Origin of the sequence: Pseudoalteromonas atlantica, assembly GCA_007988745.1 — a bacterium.
GTDB classification, from domain to species: Bacteria; Pseudomonadota; Gammaproteobacteria; order Enterobacterales; family Alteromonadaceae; genus Pseudoalteromonas; species Pseudoalteromonas atlantica.
This window is the reverse complement of sequence record BJUT01000029.1, coordinates 1-18,200: the sequence shown is the minus strand read 5'-3', so window position 1 is coordinate 18,200 and position 18,200 is coordinate 1. Positions and strand designations below refer to the sequence as shown.

Annotated in this window: 22 protein-coding genes; 20 read left to right on the top strand and 2 right to left on the bottom strand. The window is 42.0% G+C overall.

What is annotated here, in order from left to right:
* Positions 1-179 precede the first annotated feature (179 nt).
* Positions 180-1,061, top strand: a complete 882-nt coding sequence (locus tag PAT01_RS12555) for an ABC transporter ATP-binding protein (protein ID WP_029773142.1) — start codon at positions 180-182, stop codon at positions 1,059-1,061.
* A 9-nt stretch (positions 1,062-1,070) separates the two neighbouring features.
* Positions 1,071-4,649 (top strand): ABC transporter permease/M1 family aminopeptidase, encoded by a 3,579-nt coding sequence (locus tag PAT01_RS12550; protein ID WP_138578621.1) that lies wholly within the window; start codon positions 1,071-1,073, stop codon positions 4,647-4,649.
* Positions 4,650-4,935: 286 nt separating this feature from the next.
* Here the strand turns inward: PAT01_RS12550 and PAT01_RS12545 are convergent, their stop codons facing one another.
* Positions 4,936-5,622 carry a TorF family putative porin gene (locus PAT01_RS12545; RefSeq protein ID WP_004589216.1) on the bottom strand — a complete coding sequence of 229 codons (687 nt, stop codon included), beginning with the start codon at positions 5,620-5,622 and terminating at the stop codon, positions 4,936-4,938.
* A 277-nt stretch (positions 5,623-5,899) separates the two neighbouring features.
* Positions 5,900-7,063, bottom strand: coding sequence for a hypothetical protein (locus PAT01_RS12540; protein ID WP_024033871.1), 1,164 nt, complete (start codon positions 7,061-7,063; stop codon positions 5,900-5,902).
* Between the two features lie 311 nt (positions 7,064-7,374).
* On the opposite strand from PAT01_RS12540, the gene PAT01_RS12535 reads away from it, so the two are divergent.
* The 18 genes from PAT01_RS12535 (at position 7,375) to rplQ (ending at position 18,098) form a co-directional block, all read left to right on the top strand.
* Complete coding sequence (locus tag PAT01_RS12535) at positions 7,375-9,345, top strand: AsmA family protein (protein WP_154945567.1); 1,971 nt, start codon at positions 7,375-7,377, stop codon at positions 9,343-9,345.
* Between the two features lie 276 nt (positions 9,346-9,621).
* A complete protein-coding gene (rplN, locus tag PAT01_RS12530; protein ID WP_004589211.1) occupies positions 9,622-9,990 on the top strand; it encodes a 50S ribosomal protein L14 in 369 nt (122 codons plus the stop codon).
* Between the two features lie 10 nt (positions 9,991-10,000).
* On the top strand, positions 10,001-10,315 hold the full coding sequence (gene rplX, locus PAT01_RS12525; RefSeq protein ID WP_004589210.1) for a 50S ribosomal protein L24: 315 nt from the start codon (positions 10,001-10,003) through the stop codon (positions 10,313-10,315).
* Between the two features lie 16 nt (positions 10,316-10,331).
* On the top strand, positions 10,332-10,871 hold the full coding sequence (rplE, locus tag PAT01_RS12520; RefSeq protein ID WP_004589209.1) for a 50S ribosomal protein L5: 540 nt from the start codon (positions 10,332-10,334) through the stop codon (positions 10,869-10,871).
* Between the two features lie 10 nt (positions 10,872-10,881).
* Entirely contained in the window at positions 10,882-11,187 is a 306-nt protein-coding gene (gene rpsN / locus PAT01_RS12515; protein WP_004589208.1) for a 30S ribosomal protein S14, read from the top strand.
* A 21-nt stretch (positions 11,188-11,208) separates the two neighbouring features.
* The gene (gene rpsH / locus PAT01_RS12510; protein WP_004589207.1) at positions 11,209-11,601 is read left to right on the top strand and encodes a 30S ribosomal protein S8; all 393 of its coding nucleotides are present in this window, start codon (positions 11,209-11,211) and stop codon (positions 11,599-11,601) included.
* Between the two features lie 13 nt (positions 11,602-11,614).
* Positions 11,615-12,148: a 50S ribosomal protein L6 gene (rplF, locus tag PAT01_RS12505; RefSeq protein WP_004589206.1), complete on the top strand. Its 534-nt coding sequence runs from the start codon at positions 11,615-11,617 to the stop codon at positions 12,146-12,148.
* A 9-nt stretch (positions 12,149-12,157) separates the two neighbouring features.
* Positions 12,158-12,508, top strand: coding sequence for a 50S ribosomal protein L18 (gene rplR / locus PAT01_RS12500; RefSeq protein ID WP_004589205.1), 351 nt, complete (start codon positions 12,158-12,160; stop codon positions 12,506-12,508).
* A 9-nt stretch (positions 12,509-12,517) separates the two neighbouring features.
* The gene (rpsE, locus tag PAT01_RS12495; RefSeq protein ID WP_004589204.1) at positions 12,518-13,024 is read left to right on the top strand and encodes a 30S ribosomal protein S5; all 507 of its coding nucleotides are present in this window, start codon (positions 12,518-12,520) and stop codon (positions 13,022-13,024) included.
* Positions 13,025-13,026: 2 nt separating this feature from the next.
* Positions 13,027-13,209, top strand: coding sequence for a 50S ribosomal protein L30 (rpmD, locus tag PAT01_RS12490; RefSeq protein ID WP_004589203.1), 183 nt, complete (start codon positions 13,027-13,029; stop codon positions 13,207-13,209).
* A 4-nt stretch (positions 13,210-13,213) separates the two neighbouring features.
* A complete protein-coding gene (rplO, locus tag PAT01_RS12485; protein WP_004589202.1) occupies positions 13,214-13,648 on the top strand; it encodes a 50S ribosomal protein L15 in 435 nt (144 codons plus the stop codon).
* A 10-nt stretch (positions 13,649-13,658) separates the two neighbouring features.
* Complete coding sequence (gene secY, locus PAT01_RS12480) at positions 13,659-14,987, top strand: preprotein translocase subunit SecY (RefSeq protein WP_004589201.1); 1,329 nt, start codon at positions 13,659-13,661, stop codon at positions 14,985-14,987.
* 22 nt (positions 14,988-15,009) lie between these two features.
* Positions 15,010-15,123 carry a 50S ribosomal protein L36 gene (rpmJ, locus tag PAT01_RS12475; RefSeq protein ID WP_002959476.1) on the top strand — a complete coding sequence of 38 codons (114 nt, stop codon included), beginning with the start codon at positions 15,010-15,012 and terminating at the stop codon, positions 15,121-15,123.
* Positions 15,124-15,248: 125 nt separating this feature from the next.
* Positions 15,249-15,605, top strand: a complete 357-nt coding sequence (rpsM, locus tag PAT01_RS12470; protein ID WP_004589200.1) for a 30S ribosomal protein S13 — start codon at positions 15,249-15,251, stop codon at positions 15,603-15,605.
* A 12-nt stretch (positions 15,606-15,617) separates the two neighbouring features.
* Positions 15,618-16,004: a 30S ribosomal protein S11 gene (rpsK, locus tag PAT01_RS12465; RefSeq protein ID WP_002959471.1), complete on the top strand. Its 387-nt coding sequence runs from the start codon at positions 15,618-15,620 to the stop codon at positions 16,002-16,004.
* 21 nt (positions 16,005-16,025) lie between these two features.
* Positions 16,026-16,646, top strand: coding sequence for a 30S ribosomal protein S4 (rpsD, locus tag PAT01_RS12460; protein ID WP_004589199.1), 621 nt, complete (start codon positions 16,026-16,028; stop codon positions 16,644-16,646).
* A 24-nt stretch (positions 16,647-16,670) separates the two neighbouring features.
* Positions 16,671-17,657 carry a DNA-directed RNA polymerase subunit alpha gene (locus PAT01_RS12455; RefSeq protein WP_004589198.1) on the top strand — a complete coding sequence of 329 codons (987 nt, stop codon included), beginning with the start codon at positions 16,671-16,673 and terminating at the stop codon, positions 17,655-17,657.
* A 39-nt stretch (positions 17,658-17,696) separates the two neighbouring features.
* Positions 17,697-18,098: a 50S ribosomal protein L17 gene (rplQ, locus tag PAT01_RS12450; protein WP_004589197.1), complete on the top strand. Its 402-nt coding sequence runs from the start codon at positions 17,697-17,699 to the stop codon at positions 18,096-18,098.
* Positions 18,099-18,200 lie beyond the last annotated feature (102 nt).

Below are 18,200 nucleotides of genomic sequence, written 5' to 3'. Positions count from 1 at the left end.
ACGCTTCTTATAAAGTGTGTGTGTGGTTTTTATACCGACTGAATAAATGCGAGGCAAGTATTATTACCTATCGTGTTTATTTATTGTTACAAAATTAACCACTGCGTAACTTATGTTCCTTTTTTTAATGTGATATAAAAAGCGCAATAAAAAAACTATTAAAATTCAAGGAAGTAAAAATGCTATCAATAACAGGGTTATCTAAAACCTACGATAATGGCGTACATGCACTACAAGGTGTTGATTTATCTATAGGAAAAGGAATGTTTGGGCTGCTTGGGCCAAATGGGGCCGGTAAATCATCACTAATGCGTACTATTTCTACGTTGCAATCTGCCGATTCGGGTTCAATTACTTTTGATGGTATTGATGTTTTTAAAGACCCACAGGCTTTGCGCCAACGTTTAGGTTACCTACCGCAAGATTTTGGTGTATACCCACGAGTTAGTGCTTACGACTTGCTGGACCACATGGCTGTTTTAAAGGGCATTCATAACAAAGGCGAGCGTAAAGAGTCGGTAGAAGGCTTGCTTGCACATACTAATTTATATCAACATCGCTCAAAAGCGGTAAGTGGCTTTTCGGGCGGTATGCGCCAGCGTTTTGGTATTGCACAAGCCTTACTAGGTGACCCTGATTTACTAATTGTTGATGAACCAACAGCAGGGTTAGATCCTGAAGAGCGAAATCGTTTTCATAACTTGCTAGTAAGCTTAGGCGAGCAAAAAGTCGTTATATTATCGACCCACATTGTTGAAGATGTGGCAGAGCTTTGCCCAAACATGGCCGTACTGGCAGGCGGAAAAATATTATTAGAGGGTAACCCCATTGCCCTTACCGATAAACTCCAAGGCCAAATTTGGCGCAAAGCCATGAGCCAAGAAGAAGCACTAGAGCTTGAGCCGCAACTGCCTGTTATTTCAAAACGCTTATTTGCTGGGCAAACCATATTACATGTATTAGCCAATGAAGCCCCTGAAGGTTTTGAGCTCAGCAGTGCAAACCTAGAAGATGTGTATTTTTCTACGTTGCTTAATCATCGTAACAGCCAAGTAGCATAAGGGGGCGCTATGTTTTTTAATATGCTCGCGTTTGAGCTGCGCTATTTTGTGCGCCAGCCTTCGTTTTATGTGACCTCATTAATATTCTTTTTTATGGCGTTTTTTATAAGCTCCAGTAGTAAGTTTCCGCTAGGTGGGGCTAATGTTCATATGAACTCGCCTTATACCATTATGGTTTTAACGGTTACCTTTTGTACGCTTGCTATGTTTTTAGTGGTTAACTTTGTTGCAAGCTCAGCGATTCGCAACAGCGAGACCAAAATGGATGAGCTGGTGTTTAGTAAGCCCGTTAACCCGCTTGCTTATCAATCAGGGCGTTTTTTTGGTTCTTACTTAGTTGTACTTATCGTGTTTTTAAGCGTGCCACTAGGCGTATTTTTGGGGTCTCAGTTTGGCTTGTTGGTTGGCTGGCTTGATAGTGAGCTAGTAGGCCCTAATAAGTTTATATATTACGCTGCGCCTTTTTTATATTTAGCGGTGCCAAGCTTATTGGTGCTCAGTGCTATTTTTAATAGTGTGGCGGTTTATTTTAAAACCATAATGGCGGTATATGTAACGGCCGTGGTGATCTATATAAGCTACCAATTGGCGAGTATCTATTTTGACGATTTAGCGTTTAGAAATATTGTTGTTTACGCAGACCCATTTGGCACTGGGTCGTTAATTGACTTAACCCGTTACTGGACTGTAAGTGATAAAAATACTGAAGTGTTGACGCTTTCGGGCGATTTTTTAATTAACCGTATTTTATGGGTAGCAATAAGTTTAGCGATGTTTTTTGGCCTCGGAAAGTTAGCTAATCGCGTAGTCACTAAAAAACAGAAAAAGCAATTTGCTGTCTCTACGTTTGTAAAAAATAAACAAGCAGCACTTATTAGCAGCGCTAAAAATTACAAGTCAAAAGGGGTCAATACGCAATCGCAATTAGTAATGCGCAGCTTATTTGAGCTTAAGCAGGTTATATTAAGTGCTCCTTTTATGATTTTAGCGGGTGTCAGTATTATTACGTTACTCGCACCACTTTTTGCGCCTATTGGCGCATATGGCACAACAGATTGGCCGCTCACACAAAACATGGTGGGCATTATTCAAAACGCCTCCGCTATATTTATGTTTATTATTATTGCTTATTACAGCGCAGAGCTGGTTTGGCGAGAACGCCACAGTGGTATGGGCGATATTGTTGACAGCTACCCGGTGCATAACAGTGTGTTTTGGGTATCTAAAATTATTGCGCTAATCACTGCGGTTTGTGGCCTTTATTTAGTAGGTATGATGTTTACCATTGCGGTGCAACTATTTAAGGGGCAATTTAACTTAGAGCTTGGCCAGTACTTATTTAGGTTGGGTTACCTTACATTATTGCCTTTAATTATGATGGCTATTTTGGCGTTCTTTTTACAAATAATTAGCCCTAATAAATACATAGGTATGGGTTTATTTATTCTGTATTACATTGCTCAAATGGTAATGGGTGCTTACGGGTTTGAGCATCATATGTATCATTTTTCACAAAGTAGCAGCGTACCGTATTCAGACATAAACGGTTACGGGCATTTTTTACAAGGCGCGCATTGGTATACCGTATATTGGGGTGCATTGAGTGTGTTTTTAGCTATTGTAGGGTTTGCTTTATGGCATCGTGGTCCATCGCAAACATTGCGTACGCGTTTATCTTTAGTGCGTTACAACATGTCTTTAAAAGGCCAGATTGCAGCCGTTATAAGTTTATTGGTATTTGTGGGCGCGGGTTATAACATTTATTACAACACCCGTGTAATCAATGAGTTTGTAACAAGTGATGATAACGAAGCGCTACAAGTAAGGTATGAGCAAGAGTTCTCACAATACAAAGACTTGCCACTGCCAATAATAACTGATGTTGATTTACACATTGATATTTATCCTAAAAAACGTGCTTTAAATGCCGTGGCTAAAATTAAGTTTACCAATACCGCAAACGAGCCAATAACCCGTGTGTTAATTAACGAGCCTAGCCAATCTAAAAGCTGGGATGTAAAAATGGCGGGCGGAAAAATAGTTGAGCGTTTAACCGATTTTGGCATGGTATGGTTTGAGTTTGAACAACCGCTAATGCCTAATGAAGTACGCGAAGGTGAGCTTTCTGTTACTCGTGAACACGACGGCTTTGTTGATAGAGGCTCTGATACTCAACTCGTGCACAATGGTACATTTGTAAATAATGGAGAATTATTACCAAATTTTGGTTATCAAAAGTATTTTCAAATTGCGGATAAGTATGAGCGCCGTAAGCACGATTTACCCGAGCTTGAACGTGCACATAAACTAGAAGACAGCCGCTATTATACGCAAAATGAGTTTGGGCCTGCTAATGGCTTTATAAACTACAAGGCAACAGTAACCACCGATGAGTCACAATTTGCTATTACACCCGGTTATTTAAAAAGTGAGAGTGTAAAAGACGGACGACGTACTTTTGTTTATGAAATGGATGCGCCTATTTTAAACTTTTATTCTGTGCTTTCGGCAGAGCTTGAAAGTAAAAAGGTTGAGCACAACGGTGTAAATATTGAGGTGTACTACCACAAAGATCATGCATGGAATGTTGACCGTATGATTGAGTCGGTACAAGACTCAATAGATTACTACACGCAAGCCTTTGGGCCATATCAGCATAAGCAGTTACGTATTATTGAGTTTCCTAAGTATCGCTCATTTGCGCAAAGTTTTGCCAATACGGTACCTTACTCAGAAAGTATTGGCTTTATTACAGACTTAAGAGATGAGAGTAAAGTTGACCTACCTTACTATGTAACCGCACATGAAGTTGCACACCAATGGTGGGGGCATCAAGTATCCGGGGCTAATGTAGAAGGCAGCGCCGTTATTTCTGAATCGCTCTCCCAATACAGTGCGCTTATGGTGCTAAAAAAACGCTTTGGCGCCGAGAAGCTTCGTAAATTCTTAAAGTACGAGTTAGATAAATACTTAATGGGCCGCACAGGCGAAGCCTTTGAAGAAATGCCACTATATAAAACACAGTCGCAACAATATCTTCATTACAATAAAGGCTCAGTTACGATGATGGCTTTGTATGACCGATTAGGTGAAGAGCGCTTAAATGCCGCACTTAAAGCATTTTTGAATGAGTTTAAATACCAGGCAACGCCATACCCAACCACACTTGATTTACTTAGTTATTTAAAGCGAGATACAACACAAGCTGAACAACGTTTTATTGATGATCAGTTTAAATACATAACGCTTTATGAGCTTGAAATGAAAGCAGTGTCGGTTACAGATGATGTTGATAGCGAAGGTTTATACACAGTAACACTGAGCGTTGAAGCAATTAAGCAGCATGCCGATGGACAAGGTGAAGAAACCGAGCAGCCACTCGATGAGCTAATTGATATTGCATTATTTAGCGATGATCCTGAAAACCTTCTCGCTGAAGACTTTGTGATTTACTCGCAAAAGCATCAAATAGTCTCTGGTACTAATACTATTGAGCTAAAAGTAAAAGAAAAGCCATTGTACGCGGGGGTAGACCCGTACATTAAGCTTGTAGATAAAGACAGTAAAAACAACCTAGCTAAGTTTTAACGATTAACGATTAACGATTAGTAATTAACTGAAAGGCCGCCTTTAATGCGGCCTTTTTTGTTTTAGCGAATTGCTAATAGCAATGCGGATTAAAGCTTAATAAAGCGAATTAGCATATTGGTAAAAAGAGGTAATAGCAGCGAGGAGCTCGGCGATTAACCGAAGTGTGTTTTATAGTAAGGTGCTTTAGTCGCTAAAATTTAAAAGGCGCTGTGAGTATTTAGGTGCCCTAAACGAGAAAAGGGCCAAAAGGCCCTTAGTGTTGCAGCAAGTAACACATTTTGTTTTAAAGCGTAAAGTCTACAGCGTAGCCTACGTAAACTTTAACATCTGACTCATCCATGTCGGTGTCAGATACGCCAAAAGTAAAACCATCTTTTGATACAGAGATACCGTAATCAATAATATTATCATCACCTATAAAGTCACCAGAGTAGTGACCTAAGTGCAGCGCAACCTCAGTACCATTGCTGCCAACAGCAAAGCTGTAATCGGCATTTAGGTATAATGAATCGCCAAAGTCGGTGCCATCGCCATCTGCCGCTGAAGTGGCAAGGATTGCAGCGCCAAAGGTGAAACCTTCTGCGCTGATGCTACCGTAAATTTCAGAGAAATCAGCATCTGCCTCAGAAGCTGCATCTGGGTAAGCGTAATAAATGTAACCTACATCGTAGCTAAATGTGTCGTTAATATCGCCACCAAAACCCGCGTAAACATCAAGCTCGTAAGTCATTTCATCGGCCCATGAAGCATTTGATGCCCAAGTACCTACATAAAAGCCTGACTCGTCAGCGTAATCAATACCGCCAGAAATAGCAGCATCGCCCCCAGTTTGCTCTTGACCACGCCATAAGTAGTTAGACGTAGCCGCTGCGTTTGCTGTTACTTCTGCATGTACGGCTGTTGATGTTAAAGATGTAGCACCTAATAAAGCTATTGCGCTAATTGCGATGGTTTTTTTTAGTTTTAGCATGTCCATTTCCCGTTATATGATTTTTATCGCCTAGGTTTTTATTCTCTTATTGGCAACCCTTTGACTGGCGGTGTTTTATTGTTTAACTGGGAATGCAATTGCACTGTATGTGCCAGCTTAAAATAATTTCTATAAAACTGGTTTTTTACTTTTATAAAACAATATGTTGAGAAGTTTTAGAAGAGGGAATGATTGAGGAGGTTAATAAAAAAACGCACACTGCTGGTGCATAAGTTAACCTAACTGCACCAGAAAAATACAGCTAGGTTAGGTAAATTTAGCCAAATATAGTGCGCATAAGACTAATTGTTTCGTTTACTCCGCGGCCTTTTTGTACTTCGCTAATAATAGAGTCGCGTTTGCTACGAATATGCTCGGGAATGTCATCGGCTGCAAGTGCACGGTCTACAAGTATTTCGGCTGACTCTTTACCTCTACGCTGTGGTTTTCCGGCACTTGTTGTGCTGCGTTTAGGTTTATTTAATAACTTAATATAATTTGAGTTGTCGGCCGTGCTGGCATCTGCATAGTAAAAAAAGCACGGTAATAACGCTTTTATACTAACTAGTTGCTCTTCTAGTTCATTGCTGCCATTAGCCATTTTAAACCACGACATAGCATGAATGCTTTGTACTATATCTTGCCAGTAGCGCTCAAAGTCGCGATTGTTTAATTTTGTAATACCTAAAGCTGCGCATAATGCATCAAGACGGCTATTACTAATCGGCGTAAACACATCGGGGCGGCGCATTGCTAATAAACGTGTAGCAGGAGCAAGGGTTGGCTTTTCATCGCTACCGTTAAAGGCAAGTAAATAAGCAACAACAAACTGTTGGTAATCAGCTTCGCTCACATCACCTTCAAGCGGGATGTTAGCAAGTGCATCGTCAAACGCGCCAGGCAAGTCGGCTAGCATTTGATGAAAACCCTTTGCACTTTTTGTTGATGCGAACCATTCAACATCAAAGTTATAGGTGCTTGGGTCGAGCGTGGCAGTGTGTTTACCACTAAATGCCAGTAAATCCTCTGGGATCATATCTTTTAGTGCTTGCTCACGAATGCTGTGCAAATACGTGGTAAGGCGAAGCTGTTCGTCCAGTGCAATAAGTTTTTTATGTTGCTCTACAAACATACTAATAACAGGCCAAGGTGCTACACGTAGTGTTTTAAGCTGTAAAAAGCTAATTGCTGAGGTTAGCTGGTCGTGCAGCTTTTTTAAAACTGGCAGTTGTTGTGGCTCTAGTAAATCGTAATTTATACGGTCTTTACTTGCACTTAGTAGCTCGTAACACCAGCCTAAAAAATCCTCTGGGTGGTTTTCTACTTTCACGGCCATTAGGTTTAGGCTTAGTTCTGAAGCTTGCTTCAAGATGTTTTGGTAAATTTGACTTTCTTGTTCGCCTAGCGCCATTTTTGACGGTGAAATTAGCAGTTTTTTCATGCCTTGTAGAGTCTCCGAGTAGATACATTTTTTAGCTGCTTTATTTTAGCGCAAATACGCCAATAGCAACAGGGCCGTGCATCATACCTAACAATTCAAGGGATGCAATGTTGTAGGGTTTAATACTTGGTTAGATTTAAACTTGATGAGCTTTACTTTTAGTCACCAATTTCGCAACGTTTACTTTTAAGCATAAATTCATTTCAAATTAAATAAATTACAATAAAGTGCTTTTTTGTCACAACGACAATGATTTTAAAGCTAACACTCGCTATGATAAGAACATTATTTGCACGTTTGAAAGGATGATCATGAAGACCTTACTCAAAATTGTTGGTGTAATACTCTTACTTTGTATTGCGTTAATTATTGCCGCTCCGTTTTTAATCCCAACCGATACTATTTTTAATAAAGTATCTGAACAGGTTGAAAAAACAACAGGGCGCACACTTACTATTAAAGGTGATAAAACGCTTAGTGTATTTCCTGCATTAAAGTTAGAGCTTAACGATGTACACTTTGCAAACATGCAGACAGGCTCGCGCGACGACATGGCAAGTATGGAGCAATTAGCTGTGCATATACCATGGTTATCGTTATTTGGCGGCGAATTCAAACTTGATAAGTTTGTTATTAACGAGCCCAATATTTTATTAGAAACTGATAAAAACGGTAAAGCTAACTGGCAGTTGTTTGATGCTGTAGCAGAGCAGCCGCAAGAGCAAACTCAATCAGGTGAGGCTGTTAAACTACCAGAGAACTTTGATATAGAGTTAGGTGAAGTGGCTATTTACGGTGGTACGTTTACTTACCTAGATGGGCAAACAGGCGCTAAACAACAAATTAGTGACTTGGAATTGGCTATTTTACTTCCTTCACTACGTAAAACACTAGAGATCAAAGGCGGCATTACATATATGCAAGAGCGCTTTGAGCTTGATGTAAAACTTGATACGCCGGCAAAGGCAATTGAAGGGGCGACGTTTGAGGTTACTCAAAGCGTAGACTCTCGCTTGGTCGATCTTACTTTTAACGGCAGTATTGCTCGCCAAGGTAAAGATATAAAAGGCGAGTTAGCGCTAAGTGGCGACTCTGTTAAGGAGCTAGCAACTTGGCAAGGGGTAGACTTAAACGCTAAAGAAAATGCATTTAATGCGTTTAGTGTAAACGGTAAAATGCATCTTATAGATGATACGTTTAACTTAGAAGAGCTGATTGCTACCCTAGATGAATTAGAGATTAAAGGAAAAAGTGAAGTAAACTTAGGCAATAAACTAGCGGTTAATGCTGATATAGACCTAGGTATGCTTGATTTGAATCCCTACTTACCGGAGGCAGTCGCTAAGCAGCAAGCGCCGCAAAGCGAAGAACCTAAAGCCGCGCAGCCGATTGTTTGGGACGATACTAAAATTGATTTAAGCGCATTAAATGCACTTAATGCTAATGTAGTTATTCGCTCAAGCGGTTTAAAAGCTAACGATATTGAGCTAGGTGCTAATCAATTTACAGTCGATTTAAACAACAGCGTTGCTAAATTAAGCTTAGATAGCTTTAAAGCATATGAGGGCACTGGTAAAGGAGTTATCAACATAAATGCGCAGCAAACGCCGTATAAAATAAGCACAAATTTTGATTTAGCCGACATAGACGCACAACCGTTACTCACTGATGCAGCTGGCTTTGATAAGCTCATGGGTAAAGGGTCATTAAATTGGAATTTAACCACAACTGGGCAAAGTCAAAAAACCTTTATTAATGCATTAAATGGTAAGGTTGGCTTTGAATTTGCCGATGGTGCTGTTAAAGGCGCAAACGTGGCTGAAATGGTTCGCAAAGGCAAAGAGCTTATTACGGGTAACCTTGGAGCTGTGAGTGAAGGGTTAGATACAGGCTTTGAAGAATCAGAGCAAACAGATTTTTCTGCGCTCACAGGTAGCTTTAACTTTACTAATGGCGTGGGCCGTAATAACGACCTATCGCTGATGAGCCCACTTATTCGTATTACAGGTGAGGGCGATGTAGATTTGCCTAAAACCAATGTTGATTATCGCTTAGTGACCGGCATTGTTGATTCGATTGAAGGGCAAGGCACTACAGATGATAGTACAGGCTTTAAAATCCCACTGCGTATAGAAGGCCCATTTCATGACGTTGGCTTTAAGCTAGATGTAAGCAACGCGCTTAAAGATGAAGCAAAGCAAAAGCTGGATGACGCCAAAGAGAAAGCAAAAGAAAAAGCCAAGGACAAAGTTAAAGATAAACTAAAAGGTTTATTTGGCTAACTATTAAACCCCACTAATAAATAATTAAGGCGCTATTTGCGCCTTGATTGTTTTATAACCACTTGTAAAATAGCTACATAGCGGTTTTTACTCAGTTTTAATCTGTCCTTCCCTTAAATTAATTAAAAAATAACCTACCACTCACTAGCCAATGCTGGTACAATTGCCCGCCCTTAAGAGACAACTCTGTTGTTTTTTGAGTGGGATTTAATCGAAGTGCCTTGATTTTAAACAAATTTAAGGCAAGTTGTAATTACTACACCGGAGGTCATTAACATGATCCAAATGCAAACTCAGCTGGAAGTTGCTGATAACAGCGGCGCTCGCAAAGTGCAGTGTATAAAAGTCCTTGGTGGTTCACACCGTCGCTATGCGGCAGTTGGCGATATCATTAAAGTTTCTGTGAAAGAAGCTATTCCTCGCGGTAAAGTGAAGAAAGGTGATGTTAAAAACGCGGTAGTTGTGCGTACCAAAAAAGGCGTTCGTCGTCCGGACGGTTCTCTGATCCGTTTCGATAGCAATGCGGCTGTTATCTTAAATGATAACTTGCAGCCAATTGGTACTCGTATCTTCGGCCCTGTGACTCGTGAACTTCGTAATGATAAGTTCATGAAAATTGTTTCACTAGCCCCAGAAGTACTGTAAGGAGTCTATCATGGCAGCAAAAATCCGTCGTGATGACGAAGTAATCGTACTAGCAGGTAAAGACAAAGGTAAGCGCGGCAAAGTGCTTTCAGTTGTTACCGAGTCTGGTCGAGTATTTGTCGAAGGCATTAACTTAATCAAGAAACACCAAAAGCCGGTTCCACAATTGAACCAAGCTGGCGGCATTGTTGAGAAAGAAGCGTCTATCGACGTATCAAACGTTGCGATCTACAACTCGGAAACGAGTAAAGCAGATCGTGTAGGTTTCAAGATTGAAGATGGTAAGAAATTACGTATCTTTAAATCTACTGGTAAAACTATCTAATAGTTGGAGTAGAATGATGGCGAAACTGCATGAAGTATATAAAGACAAAGTAGTTGCTGAGCTTCAAGAGAAGTTTGGTTTCAGCTCTGTCATGCAAGTCCCTCAGATCGAAAAGATCACATTAAATATGGGCGTGGGCGAAGCCCTAGCTGACAAGAAGATTTTAGATAACGCTGTTGCGGATCTAGAAGCTATCGCTGGTCAGAAACCTTTAATCACTAAAGCACGCAAATCTGTTGCTGGCTTCAAAGTGCGTGAAGGCTACCCAATAGGCTGTAAAGTAACCTTACGCGGCGAGCGTATGTGGGACTTTTTTGAGCGTTTGGTATCAATCGCTATCCCACGTATCCGTGACTTCCGTGGTGTGAGTGCTAAGTCTTTTGATGGACGTGGTAACTACAGCATGGGCGTACGTGAACAAATCATCTTCCCAGAAATTGATTACGATAAAGTAGACCGTGTACGCGGTATGGATATCACAATCACAACTTCTGCGAAATCTGATGAGGAAGGCCGTGCGTTGTTAGAAGCGTTTAACTTCCCATTCAAGAAATAAGGGTAGGGTTATGGCAAAGAATTCTATGAAAGCGCGCGAAGCAAAGCGCACTAAACTAGTTGCTCAGTACGCTGAAAAGCGTGCAGCACTAAAAGCTATCATCAGCGATGTTAACGCATCTGAAGATGATCGTTGGGACGCGGTACTTAAGCTTCAAGCTTTACCACGTGATTCTAGCCCTGCACGTCAACGTAATCGTTGTAACATTACGGGCCGCCCACATGGTTTCCTTCGCAAATTCGGCATGAGCCGTATTAAAGTTCGCGAAGCAGCTATGCGCGGTGAAATTCCTGGCCTTAAAAAGGCTAGCTGGTAATAGTATCACGGGAGTAAGACTATGAGCTTGCAAGATCCTATCGCGGATTTGTTTACACGTATCCGTAACGGTCAATCAGCGAAGAAAGTATCTGTAACGATGCCAACTTCAAAGCTGAAAGTAGCAGTAGCTAAAGTATTAAAAGACGAAGGTTACATCGCAGATTTCGCTGTAAACAGCGAAGCGAAACCTGAGCTTTCTATCGAGTTGAAATACTTCGAAGGCAAAGCTGTAATTGAAAATATCCAGCGTGTTAGCCGCCCTGGTCTACGTATCTATAAGAAACGTGACGAATTACCGAAGGTAATGGGTGGTCTTGGTATCGCTATCGTATCAACTTCTAAAGGCCTAATGACAGACCGCGCAGCACGTAGTGCTGGTGTTGGTGGTGAAATCATTGGCTTTGTAGCTTAATCGGAGGGGAACTATGTCTCGCATAGCAAAGGCACCAATCAATGTTCCTGCCGGTGTAGAAGTTACATTAAAAGGCCAGGACATCACAGTTAAAGGCAAAAACGGTGAACTTACTCGTACTATCAACAACGCTGTTGAAGTACAAGTTAACGACAACGTTATTACAACTTTACCTCGTGAAGGCGTAGCTAATGCATGGGCTCAAGCAGGTACTGCTCGCGCTCTAATCAACAACATGGTTGTTGGTACGCATGAAGGTTACGAGAAGAAACTTCAGTTAGTAGGTGTTGGTTACCGTGCTGCAGCTAAGGGTAAAGTTTTAGACTTAACACTTGGTTTCTCGCACCCAGTTAATTTCGAAGTTCCTGAGGGAATTACGATTGAAACTCCAAGCCAAACAGAAGTTCTAGTTAAGGGCGTAGATAAGCAGTTAGTTGGTCAAACAGCTGCTAACATTCGTGCATACCGTAAACCTGAGCCTTATAAAGGTAAAGGTGTTCGTTATTCAGATGAGAATGTACGCCGTAAAGAGGCTAAGAAGAAGTAAGGTAAGACGATGGATAAAAAAACAGCTCGTCTACGTCGTGCTAAACGCACTCGTAGAAATTATATTGAACAAGGCACAACGCGTCTTGTTATCCACCGCACGCCACGTCACATTTACGCTCAAGTAGTTAATGCTGAGGGTACTGTACTGGCTGCTGCTTCTACTGTTGAGAAAGCTATTAGCGAAACAGTTAAAGGCACAGGCAACGTTTCAGCTGCACAAGCAGTTGGTAAAGCGGTTGCAGAACGTGCGGCTGACAAAGGCATCGAAAAGATTGCTTTTGATCGCAGTGGCTTTAAATATCACGGCCGTGTGAAGGCGCTAGCTGATGCTGCGCGTGAAGCCGGTTTGCAATTCTAGGAGTAGACAATGGCTAACGTAGAAGCAAAGCAACAACAGCCTGATTTAGCTGAAAAGCTAATCGCGGTAAACCGTGTGTCTAAAGTAGTTAAAGGTGGTCGTATCTTTAGCTTCACTGCACTAACTGTAGTTGGTGATGGCGCAGGTAAAGTAGGTTTTGGTTATGGTAAAGCTCGTGAAGTTCCAGCTGCTATTCAAAAAGCAATGGAAAAAGCACGTCGCAACATGATCAATGTAGACCTAAATGGCAACACATTACAGCATCCTGTTAAAGGACGTCATGCTGGCTCACAAGTGTTCATGAAACCAGCATCTGAAGGTACTGGTATCATCGCAGGTGGTGCTATGCGTGCAGTACTAGAAGTTACTGGTGTGCAGAACGTACTTTCTAAATGTTACGGTTCTACCAACCCGATCAACGTAGTACGTGCAACGATTCAAGCTCTAGAGAACATGAACTCTCCTGAGTCAATCGCTGCTAAACGTGGTCTGCGCGTAGACGAAATTCTGGGGTAACCATGGCAAATAAAACTGTAAAAGTAACACAAGTAAAGAGCTCTATCGGTCGTTTACCGAAGCATAAAGCTACATTACGCGGTCTTGGTTTACGTCGTATCAACCACACTGTTGAGTTAGAAGACACAGCATGTGTACGTGGTATGATCAACCGAGTTTCTTACATGGTTAAGGTAGAGGGTTAATTTCATGCATTTGAATACACTTTCACCTGCTGCAGGTTCTAAAACTGCTCCAAAACGTGTTGGTCGTGGTATCGGTTCTGGTCTTGGTAAGACTGGTGGCCGTGGTCACAAAGGTCAAAAATCACGTTCTGGCGGTAAAGTACGCGTTGGTTTTGAAGGCGGTCAAATGCCTATGCAACGTCGTCTACCTAAATTTGGTTTCACTTCACGCAAATCGTTAGTATCTGCAGAAGTAAACCTTTTTGAAATCGCTAAAGTTGAAGGCGATGTGGTAGACCTAAACGCGTTACAAGCAGCTGGTCTAGTTAAAAAGAACGTTCTGTTCGTTAAAGTTGTTAAATCTGGCGAAGTTTCACGCGCTGTTACCGTTAAAGGCCTTAAGGCTTCTAAAGGTGCTCGCGAAGCTATTGAAGCTGCCGGAGGCAAGGTAGAAGACTAAGGAAGTACTAATGGCTAAACCAGGTCAAGATACACAAAGTGCACAAAGTGGACTTTCGGAATTGAAGCGTCGATTACTATTTGTTTTAGGTGCTATCATTATTTACCGTCTAGGTTCATTTGTGCCAATCCCTGGGATTGACGCCGCTGTACTTGCCGATTTCTTCGAGCAACAAAAGGGCACCATTGTTGAGATGTTCAACATGTTTAGCGGTGGTGCGCTTGAGCGAGCTTCAGTGTTAGCACTGGGTATTATGCCGTATATCTCGGCTTCGATTATTACGCAACTATTAACGCATATGTATCCTCCGTTTATAGAGCTTAAGAAAGAAGGTGAGCAAGGGCGTAAAAAAATTAGCCAGTACACACGCTACGGCACGCTTGTGCTTGCTACTATCCAATCAATCGGTATTGCAACTAGCTTACCGGGCATGATGGAAGGGTTAGTTGTTAACCCGGGTCTCGGTTTCTATTTCACCGCAGTGGTGAGTTTAGTAACTGGTACTATGTTCCTAATGTGGTTGGGCGAACAAATAACAGAACGCGGTATCGGTAACGGTATCTCAGTTCTAATATTTGTTGGTATTGTAGCTAACCTGCCGTCTGCTATTGGTTCGACAGCCGAAATGGCGCGCCAAGGTGATTTGAATGTTTTTGTACTGTTGATGGTTGCGGTTATAGTATTCGCTGTTACTTATCTTGTAGTGTTTTTCGAACGTGGACAACGTCGTATCGTTGTTAACTACGCTAAACGCCAACAAGGTCGTCAAGTATTTGCTGCTCAAAGCACGCATTTACCACTAAAAGTAAACATGGCGGGTGTTATTCCACCAATCTTCGCTAGCAGTATAATTCTGTTCCCTGGTACAATTGCAAGCTGGTTCGGCCAGGGTGAAGGTCCGGTCGCTGATGTGCTACAAGCTATTGCAACAACGTTGACTCCAGGTCAGCCTTTGTATGCGATGGTGCTAGCAGCAGCTATCATCTTCTTCTGCTTTTTCTACACAGCGTTGGTTTTTAACCCGCGTGAGACAGCAGACAACCTGAAGAAATCTGGCGCATTTATCCCAGGTATTCGTCCAGGTGAGCAGACATCTAAATACATTGATAAAGTGATGACACGCCTGACATTGGCAGGTGCTTTGTATATAACCTTTATCTGTCTGGTGCCCGAATTCATGACTATGGCATGGCAAACGCCATTCTATTTCGGCGGTACATCAATTTTGATTATCGTTGTAGTAATCATGGACTTTATGGCACAAGTACAGACTCACCTGATGTCACATCAGTATGATTCTGTGCTGAAAAAAGCGAACCTTAAAGGCTACGGCCGATAAGGTCAGTTTACGGAGTTGAGCAATGAAAGTACGTGCTTCCGTTAAGAAAATATGCCGTAACTGTAAAGTTATTAAACGTGCTGGTGTAGTACGCGTAATTTGCAGTGAGCCTAAGCATAAGCAAAGGCAAGGCTAAGTAAACAGTCGTGCAGGCTGAGATTTCTCGGCCTGTGTTTTTAGTTGTGATTTGGTCTTCGTTTGAGTATCCTTACGGGCTTTTCAAACTTTTGATTACCAAATTCAAATATAGGAGATGTGTTAGTGGCCCGTATCGCTGGCATTAACGTCCCTGATCATAAACATGCAGTTATTGGTTTAACAGCTATTTATGGCATAGGTAAGACTCGCTCTAAGGCTATCTTAGAAGCGACTGGTATCGCCGAGACCACAAAAATCGGTGAACTTTCAGACGAAACTCTTGACGTACTGCGTGATGCAGTTGGCAAGTACACTGTAGAAGGTGACCTTCGTCGTGAAGTTACTCTAAATATCAAGCGCCTTATGGACCTTGGTTGTTTCCGTGGCCTACGTCACCGTCGCTCTTTACCACTACGTGGTCAAAGAACAAAGACTAACGCGCGTACCCGTAAGGGTCCTCGTAAGCCTATTAAGCGATAAGGGGATAGTATTATGGCTAAGACACCAATTCGTCGTAAAAAGGTTAAAAAGCAAGTTGCTGATGGTATGGCTCATGTTCATGCGTCTTTCAACAACACTATTGTAACAATTACCGACCGTCAAGGTAATGCACTATCATGGGCTACTGCCGGTGGTTCAGGTTTCCGTGGTTCACGTAAATCTACACCATTTGCTGCTCAGGTTGCTGCAGAGCGTGCAGGTACTGCTGCTCAAGAATACGGTTTAAAAAATCTAGAAGTTTTTATTAAAGGTCCAGGTCCAGGTCGTGAATCTGCTGTACGTGCTTTGAATGCTGCTGGTTACCGTATCACCAACATTACTGACGTGACGCCAATACCACACAATGGTTGTCGTCCACCGAAGAAACGTCGCGTTTAACAATAGGTTAGGAGAAATAACATGGCAAGATATTTGGGCCCTAAGCTCAAGCTGAGTCGTCGTGAAGGTACTGACCTGTTCCTTAAGAGCGGCGTAAGAGCTATCGACTCTAAGTGTAAACTTGAGACTGCACCTGGTCAGCACGGCGCTCGTAAAGGTCGCTTATCTGATTACGGTTTACAATTACGTGAAAAGCAAAAAGTACGTCGTATCTACGGTGTATTAGAAAAGCAATTCCGTAATTACTACAAAGAAGCTGCTCGCCTTAAAGGTAATACAGGTGAAAACTTGTTACAGCTTTTAGAGCAACGTTTAGACAATGTTGTATATCGCATGGGTTTTGCTAGCACACGCGCTGAAGCACGTCAGTTAGTAAGCCACAAAGCGATTTTAGTTAATGGTCGTGTTGTGAACATTCCTTCATACGTAATTGCTCCAGAAGATACTGTAGTAATCCGTGAGAAGTCTAAAACACAAGCACGTATCATCGCTGCTCTAGAGTTGGCTGAGCAACGTGAAAAGCCGACTTGGGTTGAAGTTGACGGTAAGAAATTGGAAGGTAGCTTCAAGCGCCTACCTGAGCGTTCAGATCTGTCTGCGGACATTAATGAACAACTAATCGTCGAACTTTACTCTAAGTAAAGTTAAGAGTTAAGAGAGGATAAAATGCAGGGTTCTGTTACAGAATTTCTAAAACCAAGGTTAGTCGATATCGACGCTATCAACCCAACGCGTTCTAAAGTAGTTTTAGAACCACTAGAGCGTGGCTTTGGCCATACTCTGGGTAATGCCTTACGCCGTATACTGTTATCATCTATGCCTGGATGTGCAGTAACTGAAGTTGAAATCGACGGTGTATTGCATGAGTACAGCGCGAAAGAAGGCGTACAAGAAGACATCATTGAAATACTACTAAACCTAAAAGGTCTAGCAGTAACGTTAGAAGGCAAAGATGAAGTTTTTCTGACCCTGACTAAATCTGGTGTAGGCCCTGTGACTGCGGCTGATATTCAGCACGATGGCGATGTAACAATTGCTAATCCAGATCACGTTATTTGTCATTTAACGACAGATAGCAGCGAGATCAGCATGCGTATTCGTGTTGAGCGTGGTCGTGGTTATGTGCCGGCATCTAGTCGTTTATCCTCTGATGACGATGAGCGTCCAATTGGTCGATTGCTGCTTGATGCATCATTCAGCCCAGTTGAACGTATTGCGTACTCGGTTGAATCAGCCCGTGTTGAGCAACGTACAGACTTAGACAAGTTAATCATTGATATGGAAACAAACGGCACCTTAGATCCTGAAGAAGCGATCCGCCGTGCGTCTACTATCTTAGCTGAGCAATTAGATGCATTCGTAGATTTACGTGATGTAACTGAGCCAGAAGAGAAAGAAGAGAAGCCAGAATTCGATCCTATTCTACTTCGTCCAGTTGATGATCTTGAACTAACAGTACGTTCAGCAAACTGTTTGAAAGCCGAGCAAATTCAATATATCGGTGATTTAGTTCAGCGCACTGAAGTTGAGCTTCTTAAAACGCCTAACCTAGGCAAGAAGTCTCTAACTGAAATAAAAGACGTGCTAGCTTCACGTGGTCTTTCTCTAGGCATGCGCCTAGAAAATTGGCCGCCTGCAAGCCTAGCTGAATAATCTAAATCACTATATTAGTTTAGTTAGAAGGATAGGGTCATGCGCCATCGTAAGAGTGGTCGTCAATTAAACCGTAACAGTAGCCATCGTAAAGCGATGTTCAGCAATATGGCAGGTTCTTTGGTGAAACATGAAATCATCAAAACTACTTTGCCTAAAGCGAAAGAGTTACGCCGTGTAATTGAACCTTTAATCACACTGGCTAAGACTGACAGTGTAGCAAATCGCCGTTTAGCGTTTGCTCGCACGCGTGATAATGAAGTAGTTGGTAAATTGTTCAGCGAAATCGGTCCTCGTAATACAGACCGTCCAGGTGGTTACACTCGTATTCTTAAGTGTGGCTTCCGTGCTGGTGATAATGCACCAATGGCTTATATTGAACTAGTAGGTCGCCCAGCGACTAACGAAGAAGTTCAAGAAGACGCGCAGTCTGCAGAGTAAGTCTTTAAAGAGACACCAAAAAGCCGAGCTTAATGCTCGGCTTTTTAATGCCTAAAATTTGACATCCCTCCAAATAGTTACTTGATAATTACCTATTACCTA